The organism is Parahoeflea alexandrii (assembly GCF_024105735.1).
Taxonomy (GTDB): domain Bacteria; phylum Pseudomonadota; class Alphaproteobacteria; order Rhizobiales; family Rhizobiaceae; genus Hoeflea; species Hoeflea alexandrii.
Genome location: NZ_JAAAML010000007.1, coordinates 12749 through 27014 on the forward strand (window position 1 = coordinate 12749; position 14266 = coordinate 27014).

General features: G+C 60.2%; 13 protein-coding genes. 7 read left to right on the plus strand and 6 right to left on the minus strand.

Annotated features, from left to right (window positions below; translation table 11 throughout):
- Positions 1-17 precede the first annotated feature (17 nt).
- Both GTW23_RS23125 and GTW23_RS23130 read right to left on the minus strand, forming a co-directional pair.
- Positions 18-1430 (minus strand): TRAP transporter large permease, encoded by a 1413-nt coding sequence (locus GTW23_RS23125; protein ID WP_252917706.1) that lies wholly within the window; start codon positions 1428-1430, stop codon positions 18-20.
- 1 nt (position 1431) lies between these two features.
- Positions 1432-1977, minus strand: coding sequence for a TRAP transporter small permease subunit (locus GTW23_RS23130; protein ID WP_252917707.1), 546 nt, complete (start codon positions 1975-1977; stop codon positions 1432-1434).
- 186 nt (positions 1978-2163) lie between these two features.
- Between GTW23_RS23130 and GTW23_RS23135 the strand changes: the two genes are divergently transcribed.
- Genes GTW23_RS23135 through GTW23_RS23165 form a run of 7 tightly spaced genes read left to right on the plus strand, consistent with a single transcriptional unit; the run spans position 2164 to position 10359 of the window.
- Positions 2164-2745 (plus strand): Chromate resistance protein ChrB, encoded by a 582-nt coding sequence (locus GTW23_RS23135; RefSeq protein WP_252917708.1) that lies wholly within the window; start codon positions 2164-2166, stop codon positions 2743-2745.
- A 4-nt stretch (positions 2746-2749) separates the two neighbouring features.
- Entirely contained in the window at positions 2750-3337 is a 588-nt protein-coding gene (locus tag GTW23_RS23140; protein WP_267660774.1) for a cytochrome b, read from the plus strand.
- Positions 3334-5868 (plus strand): cation-translocating P-type ATPase, encoded by a 2535-nt coding sequence (locus tag GTW23_RS23145; protein ID WP_252917710.1) that lies wholly within the window; start codon positions 3334-3336, stop codon positions 5866-5868. Before GTW23_RS23140 ends, GTW23_RS23145 begins: the two co-directional genes overlap by 4 nt.
- The gene (locus tag GTW23_RS23150; protein ID WP_252917711.1) at positions 5865-6857 is read left to right on the plus strand and encodes a diacylglycerol/lipid kinase family protein; all 993 of its coding nucleotides are present in this window, start codon (positions 5865-5867) and stop codon (positions 6855-6857) included. Before GTW23_RS23145 ends, GTW23_RS23150 begins: the two co-directional genes overlap by 4 nt.
- Before the next feature lie 11 nt (positions 6858-6868).
- Complete coding sequence (locus tag GTW23_RS23155) at positions 6869-7594, plus strand: tellurite resistance TerB family protein (protein WP_252917712.1); 726 nt, start codon at positions 6869-6871, stop codon at positions 7592-7594.
- A 55-nt stretch (positions 7595-7649) separates the two neighbouring features.
- Entirely contained in the window at positions 7650-8360 is a 711-nt protein-coding gene (locus tag GTW23_RS23160) for a DedA family protein (protein WP_252917713.1), read from the plus strand.
- On the plus strand, positions 8344-10359 hold the full coding sequence (locus tag GTW23_RS23165) for a bifunctional DedA family/phosphatase PAP2 family protein (RefSeq protein WP_252917714.1): 2016 nt from the start codon (positions 8344-8346) through the stop codon (positions 10357-10359). The genes GTW23_RS23160 and GTW23_RS23165 overlap by 17 nt, the downstream gene beginning before the upstream one ends.
- Here GTW23_RS23165 and GTW23_RS23170 read toward each other — a convergent pair.
- The 4 genes from GTW23_RS23170 to GTW23_RS23185 all read right to left on the minus strand — a co-directional run bounded on the left by GTW23_RS23170 (position 10267) and on the right by GTW23_RS23185 (position 14205).
- Complete coding sequence (locus GTW23_RS23170; protein WP_252917715.1) at positions 10267-10830, minus strand: CorA family divalent cation transporter; 564 nt, start codon at positions 10828-10830, stop codon at positions 10267-10269. The two genes, GTW23_RS23165 and GTW23_RS23170, sit on opposite strands and share 93 nt — an antisense overlap.
- 4 nt (positions 10831-10834) lie before the next feature.
- Complete coding sequence (locus GTW23_RS23175) at positions 10835-11158, minus strand: hypothetical protein (protein WP_252917716.1); 324 nt, start codon at positions 11156-11158, stop codon at positions 10835-10837.
- A gap of 539 nt (positions 11159-11697) precedes the next feature.
- A complete protein-coding gene (locus GTW23_RS23180) occupies positions 11698-12579 on the minus strand; it encodes a TniB family NTP-binding protein (RefSeq protein WP_252917717.1) in 882 nt (293 codons plus the stop codon).
- A gap of 12 nt (positions 12580-12591) precedes the next feature.
- The gene (locus GTW23_RS23185; protein WP_252917718.1) at positions 12592-14205 is read right to left on the minus strand and encodes a Mu transposase C-terminal domain-containing protein; all 1614 of its coding nucleotides are present in this window, start codon (positions 14203-14205) and stop codon (positions 12592-12594) included.
- Positions 14206-14266: the final 61 nt, after the last annotated feature.

Here is a 14266-nt window from a genome sequence, read left to right on the forward strand (position 1 = left end):
GCAGGCACTCCACCGTCCTATTCGGCAAAAGAGGGTCCCTTTTTAACAGTGAGGTCCAAGAAATGGCCTGGCAAATCCGTCACGATCGCCGGAATCGCCGCCACGAGAAAGATGACCGCAAGATAAATTGCGACATAGGGGGCGACTCCCTTGTAAATGTCGGTCAACGACACGTCTGGCGGAGTTGAAGCCTTGGTCAGAAATAGAGAGAACCCAAAGGGTGGCGTCAGAAAGGACATCTGCAAGTTGAGAGCCAGAAGTGAAGCAATCCAAAGGGACGTCAGATAGGGCGCGCCAGTGTGTGCCGTAAAATCAAGGTCGCTCAAAATGGGCTGGAACACGGGAAACGTGATTAGAACGATCTCTACCCAATCGACGAAAAAGCCCAGGACGAAAACGATCAGCATGATTGCGCCGAGGACGGTCACCGGCCCGGAGTCCATCTGACCGACGAGCCGGAAAAGGCTGTCGGCTCCCCCTGACAGGCGAAATATGACGGAGAATGCAGTCGCTCCGATGAAGATGAAGAAGACCATTCCTGTGGTCCAGATGGTCTGTGCAATGCTCCTTGCGACTACACTCAGTGCAAGACGACGCTGCGCAAGACCGATGATCAGCGCGGCCGTGGCTCCGACGGCCGCCGATTCCGACAGCGTCGCGATGCCGTAGATTACCGAAACAACGACGGAAAGAATCACGCAAAGTCCGGGAACAGCTTCCCAGACGAGTTCGGCGGTTTGCACCGAGCTTTGCCGGATTGGGGCCGTCTTTGCCGGTTTGGTGTCGGCAACAAATCGTCGACCGGCCCAAGCCTGGTAGGCGATGTAGCCGCCGAGAAGCAACACTATCGGGCCGATCATCGCCAGGAACAAGGCCGCTATTTGGATTCCGAGCCCGTTTGCAATGAAGAACAGAAACACGTTCGGAGGAATCGCAACGGCTAGCGTGCCTGCTGCGGCTAGCGTGCCTGCTGCGAAGGGTTTTGCATAGCCCTCCCTCATCATTGCGGGAAAAGCGATAACGGCAAGCGCGCTGACTGAGGCTGCTATGACACCCGCAGTGGGCGCGAGCGCCACTGCGAGCAGGGTCGATATGACCGCGAGGCGCCCTCGAAATCCTGGCATCAATTCCCGCAATCCGGACAGCATCCCGTTTGCCATGCCGGTATTGGCAAGCAAGGCACCCATGAAGATCAGGGCCGGCACAGCAGCGTACTGAATGTTGTCGGCGTTCGACAGGGTTCCGTAGACCCTGTAAAAGACGAGATTCAGATCGCTGGCATGGAGGAGTCCCGTCCATGCGCCGATCAGACCAAAAGCCATGCTGACACCGGCAAGCACGATGCCGACAGGCAGCCCGGAAAATAGCGCCACCACCAGCGTTCCTGCCATCAGCCAGGGGAATGCTTCTCCGAGAAAACCGTTCAGCATTTCATGCATCCGCCCAAGGCACGGCCTGCTCTGGCTCGTCTCTGTCAAAAAGGATCAGAAGCTGTCGAAGCATTCGCGCAAAGCCCGCAAGCATAAGCCCGACGAAGCCGAGAGGTAGGAACGAAACCATGAGCCATTTCAATCCGGAACTGCCGAGGTCAAACAGCGGTTCGCCAGCCACATAGGAGCGAACGGTGGCCAGAATCCCCATTCTTGTCATAACCAGGCACAGTGGAACGAGGACGAACAAGAGCCCTGCAATTTCGATGATGGCCCGTGTCTTGGGCGGCATTCTCCCGCGCAGTACATCCACCCTGACATGGCGGTCCACTATCAGGGTAGGGGCGAGGGTCAACATTACGAAGCCGAAGAAGAACAGGGAGGAATAGTCCTGCAGGTCGGCGAACTGGTTCACATTCAACAGCCGCCCGACGGACGAACCGGTGAGCAGGAAAACCATACACAGGAGCCCCACGGCGGCGAGCGGGCAGCACAGGGCGAAAACGAACTTCTCAACAATACCGACCGTACTTCTTATCGTTTTCATCCGGGTCTCCCTAGCGGCAGCAAATCAAACGCCCCAGATCCGGCCGATGTTGCCTAGGCAACACATGGGGACGACCGTTCACTTGAACATGTTAGCGGCTTCATTCGATAGGATCAATACGACGTTGCATCTTGAATGTAGCGGCCGCTTCATTACATGGTTTGTATGAGCAAGCAATCCTGGCTAATGTTGATTTACAAAGTGCCCGCCGAACCGGGAAGAAATCGCCTGTCGGTCTGGCGGAAAATCAAGGCCTTGGGAGCGGTTTATCTGCAGAACGGCGTATGCGTGCTGCCGCCCATCGACGATCACGCAAGACGTCTCAAGATCCTTCAAAACGACATTGCGGAAATGGGAGGGGGATCCTTTCTGCTGGATTGCAACGGTTTCGACCAAGCACAAGTCGATAGAATTATTGACCGGTTCAGCATCGAGCGGAACGAGGCCTATGCCGAATTCATCGAACGCTGTGATGGGTTTGAGGACGAAATCCGCCGTGAAAGCGCGGCCGGCAAGTTCACATATGCCGAACTCGAAGAAAACGACGAAGACTTGAAAAAACTCCGCTCTTGGCTCGAAAAGATCAGGACGATCGATTTCTACGAAGCGTCTCTTGCGCCCGAGGCCGCACAAAGACTCGCGCAGTGCGCCGAGTTGCTTGACCAGTTCGCCGATCAGGTGTTCGCGGCCCAGGACGAAAATCGTCCGGACGCTGATGCAGCTTCACGGCTTCCGGTGTCGCCAATTAAGGGGGAAGGCGATGATTGAAGCAATGCACGCACGTGTACAGCCATACAGGCATGAGCGGACACGGGCTCGAGCACACGGCGCCGTCACTCGGCTATTGCATTGGTTGGTGGGAGGTCTGTTGGTCTACGGTCTGGTTTTCCCGGCTGACGCAGCCGTGTTGGCAGATCCGGGCAGGTTGCGGATCGAAGTTGCGTTCGCGAGCGTGCTCGCGCTCCTGTTTCTCGTTCGACTCCTCTGGGTTTCGACAGTTGGCGGCGGATCGCGACTCCCCTCCGATGCACCGACGTGGGAACACGTGCTTGCGCGTCTCGTGCATGGCGTCATCTACGCTGCGGTTTTGCTTATGACGGTGACCGGTGTCGCACTGGCCGTGACGGCGGAGGCTGCGATCGCGGCTTTCGGATTTTCCGCCGCAGGGCTTCCACTTATGCCGCCTCAGTCGAGCCTTTTGGAAGTGCACGAGGCCCTGGCGACCGGACTCATCGCGCTTATCGGCCTGCATGTATTGGGCGCGGTTTGGCACTGGCTGATCCGCGAAGATGGGGTCTGGCAGTCCATGCTCTGGCCGTCCGACCGGACCTGTGAATTAGAGCAGGAGAATCCCAAGTGACCCTCGTGGCAACGTCCCAAATCATGCAGGAGAGCGGTTCAACTCAGCCGACCACCACGGGTCTCACGACGGAAGAGGCAACATTGCGCCTCCAATCCCACGGCAGGAATGCCGCGGATTCCGGCCGCGAAGAGACCTTTCTCGAAGAGCTTCTGGAGTCACTGCGAGAACCGCTAGTGCTGCTCTTGCTGGCAGTCGGTGGCCTTTACTTCTTTTTTGGAGAAACCCGTGACGCCCTGATCGTACTGGGCGTCGTCGTCGCCGTCGCACTCACCGAAACTATGATCGAGTGGCGCGCGGGCAAGGCGATCGCCGCCCTGACCGCAATGTCGGATCCGATGGCGCTGGTCTGGCGCGACGGTGACTTGGGCGACGTTGCGGTAGAGGACCTCGTGCCCGGGGATCTGCTCGACCTGCGGGCAGGTGTCCGGATCGGTGCCGATGCGCGGCTTGTGCGGGCGCACGGGCTGGCGGTCGATGAATCTTTGGTTACCGGTGAGGCCGAGCCCGTCGGTCATGGTGCGGAAACTCCGGACCTTCTTGGGGGAACGCTTGTCGTCCGCGGCTCGGGCCAAGCCGTCGTGACGCAGACCGGAATGGCATCGACCCTTGGCCGGATCGCGGAGCTGGTGGCGGGCGCGAAAGAACCCAAAACACCGATGCAGCGACAGATGGGCGAACTCGCCCGCGTGTTGCTGTGGGTTGCGCTTTCGGTCAGCGCGATCATTCCGATGATCGGTATCGCGCTCGGGCAGCCGCCCAAGGAAATGCTCTTGACCGGCCTGTCACTCGCGTTCGCAACTATACCTGAAGAACTGGCGGTGATGATCGTGATCGTCCTCGGTCTGGGCAGTCTGAAACTGGCGCGACGTGGGGCCATCGTGCGGCAGCTGCGTGCAGCCGAGACCTTGGGCGCTGTCACGACGATCTGCACCGACAAGACCGGGACGCTGACGCAGAACCGGATGACGGTATTGGAGTGGTTTTCCGCATCGGCGCTGATCGGAGAAGGCACCGGCGACGTGCGGTCCCTCATGGAAGCGGCGGGACTCGCAAGCGGCGATACAAAGTTCGAGCCGATGGATGCGGCCATCCTGTCGGCAGCCAACATGCCGCCGCCTGTGGATTTCTACCCATTCGACCAATCGCTTCGATTGGCGACGGGTGTGTCGCCGCAGGACGATGGCGGCTTCGCGATCGGCACCAAGGGTGCGGTCGAAGCCGTTCTGGCAAACTGCGAGACGTGGCGGCGGGACGGCCAGGACGTACCCTTGTCGGACAACGACCGCGCGCGGTTGAGTGAGGCCGTCGCTGAGGCTGGACGACGCGGGCGGATTCTGGGCATCGCGTCGCGGCGGGCCGAAAGCCCACCCGCCGACCGAGATGAGGCGGAACGCGACCAGACGTTCGAGGGTATCGTCATTCTTGGCGACCCAATCCGCCCCGAAGTGGCCGGGGCGCTGGCCGGGCTTCACAAGGCGGGCGTCGGGGTCTCGGTGATTACGGGCGACCAGCCGGAGACGGCGCGGCGCATCGCCGAAGAGGTCGGGCTGGTCGTTGAGCACGAAATCTCTGGACCGGAAATCGCCGGAATGGACCAGCACTCCATCGCGGCGAGCCTGGCCCACGGCGCAGTCGTGGCGCGCGCGCAACCCGGCGACAAGCTCCGGATCGTCAACGCGCTGATGGAGGCGGGCGGTGTGGTGATGATGACCGGCGATGGCGTCAATGACGCCCCGGCGCTGCGCGCGGCCTCGGTCGGCGTGGCCATGGGGCACGCAGGCAGTGATGCCGCGCGCGAAGCCGCAGGCGTCGTCCTGACTGACGACAGCTTCGCCACGATCTTCGAGGCGGTTCGCCAGGGGCGGCGGCTTTATGACAACTTCCGCAAGGCGATCCGCTTCTACCTCGCCGTCAAGTTGGCGATCATCGCGATCAGCGCGGTCGCCGCGATATCGGGACACCCGCTGCCGTTCTCGCCCGTGCAGATCGTGATTCTGGAACTCTTCATGGACCTCGGCGCGGCGCTGGCCTTCGTCAATCAACCTGCCGATTCCGACATCATGCGGCGCCCGCCGCGGGACCCGAACGCCCCGTTCTTTCAGCGCGAACTCGTGATCGACATTGTGCTCGGCGCGCTGACGCTGGCCGCCGTGGTACTGGCCGCGTTTTACTGGATGATGATTCAAACTGACAATCTCGCCGAGGCGCGCGGAGCCGCCCTGATCGCGTGGTTTGCCGGACACGTCTCTCTCGGCTTCATCATGAGCTTTGACGATGGGCGCCCGCGGCTCCGGGCGCTGATTGACAACCCGATGCTGCTGCTCTGGATCGCTTCCTCGCTGGCCTTTGCCGCCGTTCTAGCCACGGTTCCGGCGGTCGCGGAGGCCGTCGGAGCCAAATCAACAGGGCTCGGGACGACCGCTCTGTTTGCCGGGGCCGCGATCCTCGCGCCACTCTTGATGGTTTTCCGATTGAGAGCGCATCCAGCTCCACACGGGGCGGGGACACTTTCGGAGACTAGAAAATGACGAACATCAGTTTCGATCCGATACAGCGCAAGGAGCAAAAGAATGCCGCACAAGCGAAGATTTCGTGCAAAAGGCGGGCCGTCCTGATTGTCAATACCCGTTCCCGAAAGGGCGAGCGCGACTACGCCCGTGCCAAGCGCCTGCTCGAACGGGCCGGTGTCGAACTCGAAGCGTCCTATCCCGTGCGGAGTGCCGAGCGCATGCCCGAGATTGTCCAGGCGGAGATCGAAAAGGAGCGCTCGATCATAATAGTCGGAGGTGGTGACGGCACGATCAGCTCTGTCGTCGACTATTTCGCATATCGCGAAAGTGTGTTCGGTCTGCTTCCGCTTGGAACCGCAAACAGCTTCGCGCGCTCGTTGGGTATCCCGCTGGACCTCGAAGGGGCTGTAGAGGTGATCGCGCGCGGCAAGGTCGCCGACGTGGACCTCGGTTCGATCAACGGCGACCTGTTCGCGAACGGCGCTGCGATCGGGCTTCCCACGATGATTGCCCGGGCAACTCCGCACAGTATGAAACGCTGGCTCGGACGCCTGGCTTATCCTCTGGTGGCACTCAACAAGCTGGCCGGTCACCCAGGGTTCGAATGCACGGTTACGGCAAACGGCTCTGTGCGCAGTATCCAGACCCTGGATGTCGCAATCGCGGTCGGCGGGTATCAGGGCGGAGCAGTCATCGCCCCGGATGCGAACGTCGATGACGGCCTTGTGCTCGTCCAAGTGCTGAAGAGCACATCCAAACGCCGGTTTCTGGAACGCTGGGCGCGAATCGCATTTGGGCAACCGATCCGGCGCGACCACCTCGAAACAATCTCGGCGCCTACGCTGACCATCACCTGCGATCCGCCTCAGGACGTCTCGATCGACGGTGAGGTGGTCGCGCGCACACCAATCGAGGTCGAGATCGCCCGCGAAGCATTGCTGGTGATGGTGCCGGTCGCGTTCGGTGATGAAGACGATGCGGAGCATGCTCCGACACGAAGATCATGAGGAGATGACAAATGGTTGACACCCGCAAAATTCTGGACGGCATCCTGAACCATACCGGCACACCCAAAGACCCTGTCACTGGTACCAAGACGCGGCGATCCCCGCTTGACGAACTGAACCTGGGCGGGGTTGGTGGCGGGGCTGCCGCCGGCGGTGTCATCGCGCTGCTGCTTGGCACCAAGACCGGTCGGAAGATGGGCAAGTCTGCGCTCAAGTTGGGCGGGCTTGCCCTGATTGCCGCGTTGGCCTACCGCGCCTGGCAGAACTGGACGTCGAAGGCCGAAGGCCCGGTCGCAACGACGCATGGTGAAACACCGAAATCCCTGCCGGCACCTGATAAGACCGCATTTCTGCCGGCACGCGCAGACGAACAGCAACGCATCGCGCGTAACATCCTGCGCGCGATGGTCGCTGCGGCCAAGGCTGACGGTCATATCGATTCCGAGGAATTCGATCGCATTCATAACAAAATGGATAAACTCGACCTGGGTGCGAGCGAGAAAGCGTTCGTGATGGACGAATTGCGCGCTCCAGCCGATCTCGCCAGAATTGCACGCGAGGCCCGGACCCGCGAAGAGGCCGCAGAAATCTACGCCGCCTCACTTTTCGCCATCGACGGTACGAAGCCGGGGGAACGAGCGCACCTTGCACAGCTTGCCGAACTGCTCGGTCTGGACGATGCGCTGGTAACGGAATTGGAGGCGTCGGTCTGCGATGTCGTGGTCGCACCACGCTGATCACTGACAGACCGGCAAGGATTCCCCGTTACCTCAGACGAAATGGAGACCGTTGGTGTTTGACTGGATAACGAACCTCGTGGACCAAGGCGGGTATTTTGCTGTCGCGTTTCTCATGTTTGCAGAAAACGTCTTCCCTCCTATTCCGTCCGAACTCATCATGCCGCTTGCCGGGTTTTCGGCGGCGCGTGGCGAGATGAGCCTCGTAATGGTGGTCCTGGCAGGGTCGATCGGATCTCTGCTGGGCGCAATTCTGTGGTACTATATCGGCGTATGGATAGGTACCGAGCGGCTGAAAAGATGGTCCGCGCGTCGTGGGCGTTGGCTGACCCTTACCCCCGGCGAAATTGATCGAGCCTCGGCTTGGTTCGACCGCCACGGCGGCAAGGCGGTGTTCGTTGGAAGGCTCGTGCCGGCGGTTCGAACACTTATTTCCGTTCCGGCAGGGGTGGCGGGCATGCCCCTCGGTAAGCTCGTTCTATATTCCATGGTCGGAACTGCTCTCTGGACAGCTTTCTTCGCCGGGGCCGGTTATCTTCTCGAAAGTCAATACGACAAAGTCCAGAACTGGTTGAACCCCGCATCCAACGTCGTTATCGCAACGCTCGTGATTTGGTACATCTATCGTGTGGTGACTTCGGCAAACGGTCGTGATGCGCAGCCCCTTCGGAGCTCCCCCGCCGATAACACGCTCGATGTCCAACAAAAAATTGCGTTAGCCTTCCCTGGCAGATTGAAAGGATCAGTTCTTGCCGCTCTCACTTGATCAACTCTTGCCATCTCTCCAGGCGCTGGGTGTCTGGACCTACTGGATTTTGGGTCTGTTTGCTTTGATGGAAGCGATCGTCTTCACCGGGATTGTCGTACCCGGCATGATCGCCGTCATTGCGGGAGGGATGCTGGTCGAACGGGGCGTCCTCGACTTTTTCGACCTGGGCTGGTTCATCTTCGTCGGTACAATTCTCGGCAGCGAGGTCAGCTTTCGGCTCGGTGGCTTGGCCGAAGGCGGTCTTCGTCGGCAACAGGCATACGCCGATTCGAAACACGTCATCCGCGCCAAAGCACTGCTGGCACGCTATGGCGGGTTCGCGTTGGTCGTCGGCCGATTTTTCGGACCGCTCTCTGCCTTTGTGCCGTTCACGGCGGCTATGGCCGGCATGCCGCATCGCCGGTTCATGTCATGGAACCTGGTCAGCGCAATTCCCTATGCCTTCGGCCTACCGGCCGCGGGCTATTTCTTCGGAAGCGCTATCTCGACACTGGGTGCAGCAGCGCCACGCGTCCTCGCCTTCGGCTCAATCATCCTAGTTGGCCTCGCCATCCTGTGGTTTGTCATAGTCAGGCTACAGCGATCCCTGCCACTCTTGGCGATGATCCTGCAATCGACGGTGTCCGGACTTGCACAGACGCGGCTTGTCGAGCGGATCAGGGCGCGACATCCGCAAGCCGCCTCATTTCTTGCGGCGCGTTTTGAGACCGGCAGGTTCTGGGGACTTTCCGCCACCGTGCTTGCCGTTCTGTTCCTGTATCTGATGGGCGCATATGTCGACTCAGTCTATGACTTCATCGGGTCGACAGAGGTCACGCAGGCCGATCAGCGCGTGGCCAACTTGTTATATGCCATGCGGGACACCCGGCTGATCTCCTTCTTCGGATGGGTGACCGCCTTTGGCGGCTGGGAAGTCATCCTACCGTTGGTCGCAGGCGCGACGGTCGGGTTGCTCATCCTGAGGCAATCGGCTCTGGCGACCGGCCTCTGGATAGTGATCCTCGGCAACCAGGCATCCGTGACGATACTGAAGGTTTTGTTCGACAGGGAGCGTTCTCCACTTGGATATTTCGCGGAAACCTCCGGGAGCTTTCCGAGCGGTCACGCCGCGGCCTCGGTCGCGATCTGGGGCATGCTGTTATTCATTGCCTGGCGCATTCGCCTATTGCCGGCGACCGTTGCGATGCTTGCGGCGGCCACTGTTGTCTGTGCCATCGGGCTCAGCCGCGTCTACCTGATCGAACACTACGTCTCTGACGTAGTGAACGGCTATATCGTCGGCGGCCTCTGGCTGGTGATCGGGATTTCATTTTGCCAGTGGTGGTCGTCCCGCAAGGAAACCGGCAATCACTCTCGCCCTGCGAATCGGATCGCAACGGTCGCATATGGCAGCATGGGCGCCGGGCTCGCCGTCGCGCTGACATTGGCCAGCCTCTTTTCCGATCCAGTAAACCAATCAGCCGAGAACTCAGGAATCCGGACACTGGATCTGGCGCATCTATCCTCCAGTGCCGTTTCGCTGCGGACGGAGTCGCTGACGGGAGTACCTCGCCAACCAATCAGCATGGTCATCGAGGCACCCGACGCCGGGGCGTTGTCGGCCACCATGCAAAAGGCCGGATGGGTGCCGGCGCCGCGACCGGACCTCCTCACTTTGTCAAAAGCACTTTGGGCCGACTGGGTAGGAGGTTCGCTCCCTCAACCGCTCGTGATCTCAACTTTTTGGCAGGCGAGACCCAATTCCCTGGGCTTCGCCAAGGTTTCGAATGACGGGTCGGACCAGCCACGCTCGCACGTGCGGATCTGGGCTGTGCCCACCAAGAAAGGAAGCCAAGGCACTGCTTATCTGGCATCTGTCTCTGTCGAGGACCCGTTGGAATGGACGCTTGGGGACGAAGAAAACTCACCCCAATTCGACACCATGTCGAAGGCTTCGGCAGCGCGACTCGTCGAGACGCTTGAACTGCAGGGACTTCGTGCCAAACTGTCCCGATGAACCCCGGATGCGGGTGCCGCCGTCATTCAACCTTTTTCGGACCGGATCAAAACAATCGCGCTGGTGTTCGCGAATACTGATAACAAATCCGTCGCCCAGAATGAGCGTCAGTTGGTCGGCCTCGAACGGAGGGCCACCGACCGGCATTTTCAAAACAATGTGCAGACACTTCCCCGAAACTTCGGTTTTCGGGCGTTGATCGGTGTCAAGCAGGTCTGCAATCACCAGTGGATGGACGCCTAGGCGGTCGCAAATTGCCGATATCCGGTCATGGTCGCGAAGGCCGCTAATGTCGATCCAAAGAAGGGCGTCTTTCGAATCCCACACCGACGGGTCGCTTTCGTCAACTTCGACAACATGTTCGGTTGTGTAACGCAACAGTGCAATGCGGGTGTCGCTTGGCATTAAATTGTAAGAATGCGCCGAATTGGCCAAACTTTGGCATTTAAATTTGAGAATATTGGCAGTCAAATTCTCAAATTAAGTGCATCTGTGATGAAGCTTTCCATATTCGATTTCGAGCCATCATGCTCTCGGCGGCGTTAGTGAACCGGACGCGATTGTCGCCCATCATGTGACCACTCAGCATCTGGAGCATCTCCGGTCCAGCACGCTCAACGATGGTTACCCCGGCCAGCAGAGCTGGTCGCATGTGAAGCGGCAGGATCGGCTTTGCTGGCGTGGGCAGATTCTCCCCCTGCTCGGCAACGACATGGTCAAGATCAGGGATGATTGCGCCGAGCACCCGGAAGCGCCAAAGGTCGTCCTCGCGCGGGAAAGGTCTTGGAATGCGTCGCATCAGGAGAAGCCGGGCAATCTCGGCTGGTGATGTCCAGGTCCCGATGCCACGTTCGGCTTCATCGTCGAGCAGCTTTTCGTCACGAAGAGCGGCACTCCGATATTGCTGGAAAGGGGAGGGGATTTCCCGCTTACCGGGACCCCGGAGTTGGTCTCCGCACAAAGGGCACGTAATGCGCCACCCCAGATGCTGGCTTCGCAGGATTGGCGCCGGTTCAGCGCCACCAGGTGAGCAGTTCGTGCAGACCTGCGTTGGCCGTGTGGCAATGAGACGACGCGATGCTCGCGCGACATTTGCGAAAGTCATTCGACGCATCACGGCCGGCTCGGTGGCAAACATGTTGGCCAGGCGGATTTACTGATCACCGGTCAGCTGCATATCTGCCGCTCGCAATGAGGAGGCCTCCGGCAGGCAATGCCGAAGCATGACCAGCGGCGGGACCGCGTAGAAGGCGGCATGCCGACCGATCCAGAATGACAGGAGTTCGTCTGAATGGCGCGACAACACCACCGGCAACGGTCGAGGCGGCGTGTTCTCACTCATGCGAACGCCGCCTCGGCATCGAACTCTGGTTCCCAGTTCTCGACTGCTTCGTCATTGATGTGCTCGCGGCCGTTTTCGATGGCTTCGACGGCCAGGCTGTTGATCATGTGGAAGATGTTTGCCGTGATACCCTCGGTGATCTGCAGAATCCGTCGCAACGATTTCGGCGTAAGCACCGAGGGCCGACGCAGCGGCGTATTGCGCAGGATCGAGGCCACCAGTGTCTCGAACTGTTCGTTTGCAGCCCACCGGCTCAAGGTGAACTGCTCAAATCTGCGCGCAAGCTGAACGTCGCCGCTGATCGCCTCCCGCGCCTCGTTGACGCCGAAGCAGACAAGCGAGATCTGCAGACGATTGCTGAGGAAGCGCAAAGTGTTCAGAACGATGCGCTGCTCGCGATAGGATCCGGCGAGGATGTTGTGCACCTCGTCGATGACCAACACCTGCACGCCGATGGCCTCCATGATGCGCAATGCAGCCTGTTCCATCTGGGCAATGTCGGCACGAGGCCGCTGAGGCGCGCCGAGAAGGGTGAGCAGCTCGGCATAGAAGCGTCGCTCTCCTGGGCGGCTCGTCATCTCCATGGCCAGGACCGGCGTCTTCAACGTGCCCGTCAGAGGATTGAAGCTCGGCGGGTGCTCATCCCGGAAGCGCTTCATGATCATAGTCTTGCCCATACCGCTGTCGCCGTATATCGCGACCGAAGGCATGCGCGTGCCTCGCGGATGCTCGAGGAGTGCGCTCAGCCGATCGAGCGCCTGCTTGGCGCGAGGGTAGAGAACCCAGCGGCGTGATCGTATCGTTCGAATGCGCCGTTCGTTCGTTTCAGAAAGCAGCGCTGCGGCACCGGTGGTCAGGTGGTAAACTTCATCGTCCATGTTCACTCCAGCTCAATCTGTATCCTCGACAAAGGGTACAGGTTTGCTGGAGTCGACACCTCGGAGCGAGCCCCATCCCCGATCATCCACTTTTGATTTCGACGAAGCGATTCCGCGTCGTGCCGCCGCCGTCTTCTTCGTTGCCGCCTCAACCAACTCTCGCTGTGCGATGGCGGTGCGGACGATAGTGCGGGTGTCGACTTCACGGCGTCCTTTCGCCAGAAGGGTGCGTCGGGCGGTCACCGCCTCGTGCAGGGTGATCGAAGGCAGTGTCAGATCTGCATAGCGAGCTTCCACGAAGTTTCCCGATGGCCGTTGAACGAAGACGCGCGCCATATCCCGCGGATCGTATTTGACAAGCAGGCGCCGATCGCAACGCCCGACGTCGGCGCCGAGTGCTGCGGACCAATAACGCAGGCCGAACAAGTGAATGCCGGTGGGCCGCAACGTTCGCTCCTGCTCAGGCAGGAAAGTTAGCCAGAAGCGCATGCGATCCTGAGGTAGCCGAAGTGGGATCGCCCCCTCGTGCTCTCGCCAGACCGCAATCGGCGGGCGACCCAGGGTGCCGTGGATAGACTGATGATAGGAGCCGACGATGTCGAGTGCGATATACCGCTCGAGTTCACGTAGCGTCAGTGCCGCGTGCCGCTTTGAGTCGTACTCTCCCAGCTCCTGTTCGTTGCTGAATGTTGTCCCGGGTAGCAGGTGCAGCCTTCCCATTTGTGTTCCAATAAGCCGCTCGATGTGACCGCCAAAGCGCGGCTCACCTGGCGGCCGCCACTCGATCGCGATGCCGGCATCCTGGCATCCTCTCTTGAATGCCCGGCTGCGGAAGTCGGCGCCGTTGTCGACGTGAACAGTGTCTGGTAGGCCAGCAATGGGCCACGGCTCGGCGATCTCGCGTTCTCTCAACCAAGCCGACTTGTCGAAGACCGAGTGCAACAGACACAGGCTGGTGGACAGCCGGGACGGGGCCTCCATCGTGAGATAGAACCCGGTCACCATGCGGCTGCAGACGTCCATCGCCAGCGTCAGCCACGGTCGACCGAGCGGCTGGCGGGTCTCCTCGTCGACGACGAAGATGTCGGCCTTCGTATGGTCCATCTGGATGACTTCCAGGGGGCGTGATGCACCGAACCCCCCGGGAACAGGCGTTGTCGCCTTCACAATCTTCTGTTCGCCGCGGCGCTTGGCGCGCTTCTGGAGGTCGATGTCCCTAAGGCGGGCCACTACCGTCCGGCGATGCGGTGGCTTGAGCCCCGCCGACATGCAGTTTGTCCGCACGTCACGGACCAGCTGCGAAACCGTCGGCCGGGTCTGCTTCATGTAATATGCGCTGATCGTTGCGCGGATGATCTCTTCTCGCTTCTCGCCCAGGGCACGATGTCCCTCGGGGCGTCCCCGTTTGCGATCCACAAGAGACAGCACGGTTCCGCCGGAGCGGAACAGTTTGATCAGCCGATATGCGGTCGCTCGGCTCAGGCCGAGCTCGGCCGCGAGTTCTGCAACATCTCCGGCCGTCGCGCCCTCAGGATTACGCTTCAGGAAGCCGCGAATCGCATCAGCTCGTCTGCACGCTTCGTCCCAAATCACCTCGTCTATCTCGGCGGGGAAGAGATCTGTCATGGCAGGCTCTCGATGAAAACATCCAAGAGCGTCAATCTCACATAAAGTGACAAAATCCAAG

Coding starts and splice junctions, on each gene's coding strand:
- GTW23_RS23180 (WP_252917717.1), bottom strand. CDS start 12,579: ATGGACGATGAAGTTTACCACCTGACCACCGGTGCCGCAGCGCTGCTT.
- GTW23_RS23130 (WP_252917707.1), bottom strand. CDS start 1,977: ATGAAAACGATAAGAAGTACGGTCGGTATTGTTGAGAAGTTCGTTTTC.
- GTW23_RS23140 (WP_267660774.1), top strand. CDS start 2,750: ATGCACGCACGTGTACAGCCATACAGGCATGAGCGGACACGGGCTCGA.
- GTW23_RS23175 (WP_252917716.1), bottom strand. CDS start 11,158: ATGCGACGCATTCCAAGACCTTTCCCGCGCGAGGACGACCTTTGGCGC.
- GTW23_RS23135 (WP_252917708.1), top strand. CDS start 2,164: ATGTTGATTTACAAAGTGCCCGCCGAACCGGGAAGAAATCGCCTGTCG.
- GTW23_RS23185 (WP_252917718.1), bottom strand. CDS start 14,205: ATGACAGATCTCTTCCCCGCCGAGATAGACGAGGTGATTTGGGACGAA.
- GTW23_RS23150 (WP_252917711.1), top strand. CDS start 5,865: ATGACGAACATCAGTTTCGATCCGATACAGCGCAAGGAGCAAAAGAAT.
- GTW23_RS23125 (WP_252917706.1), bottom strand. CDS start 1,430: ATGCTGAACGGTTTTCTCGGAGAAGCATTCCCCTGGCTGATGGCAGGA.
- GTW23_RS23155 (WP_252917712.1), top strand. CDS start 6,869: ATGGTTGACACCCGCAAAATTCTGGACGGCATCCTGAACCATACCGGC.